Origin of the sequence: Amphibiibacter pelophylacis (assembly GCF_037688875.1) — a bacterium.
Taxonomy (GTDB): domain Bacteria; phylum Pseudomonadota; class Gammaproteobacteria; order Burkholderiales; family Burkholderiaceae_C; genus Amphibiibacter; species Amphibiibacter pelophylacis.
The window spans coordinates 1-207 of record NZ_JAWDIE010000052.1; the positions used below are offsets into that span (position 1 = coordinate 1).

Genomic DNA, 207 nt, shown 5'->3' on the forward strand with positions numbered 1-207 from the left:
GGCGCTGCTGTGGCTTTTGACGCCGCCACCAAAGACGGCACCTACGGCAAGCTGGCACTGGCGGCGGACGGCAAGTGGACCTACACGCTGAACAACGACGCGGCCAACGTGCAGGCGCTGATCACCGGCCAGACGGTGAAGGACACCTTCACGGTGACCAGCAAGGACGGCCAGACCACGACGGTGACGGTGAATGTTGCCGGTCTG

At 64.7% G+C, this 207-nt stretch carries 1 protein-coding gene; it reads left to right on the plus strand.

The genetic code is table 11. The features are described from left to right. Nucleotides 1-207 (plus strand): VCBS domain-containing protein (locus RV045_RS14345; protein ID WP_423236471.1); only part of this gene is annotated, 207 nt, incomplete at both ends.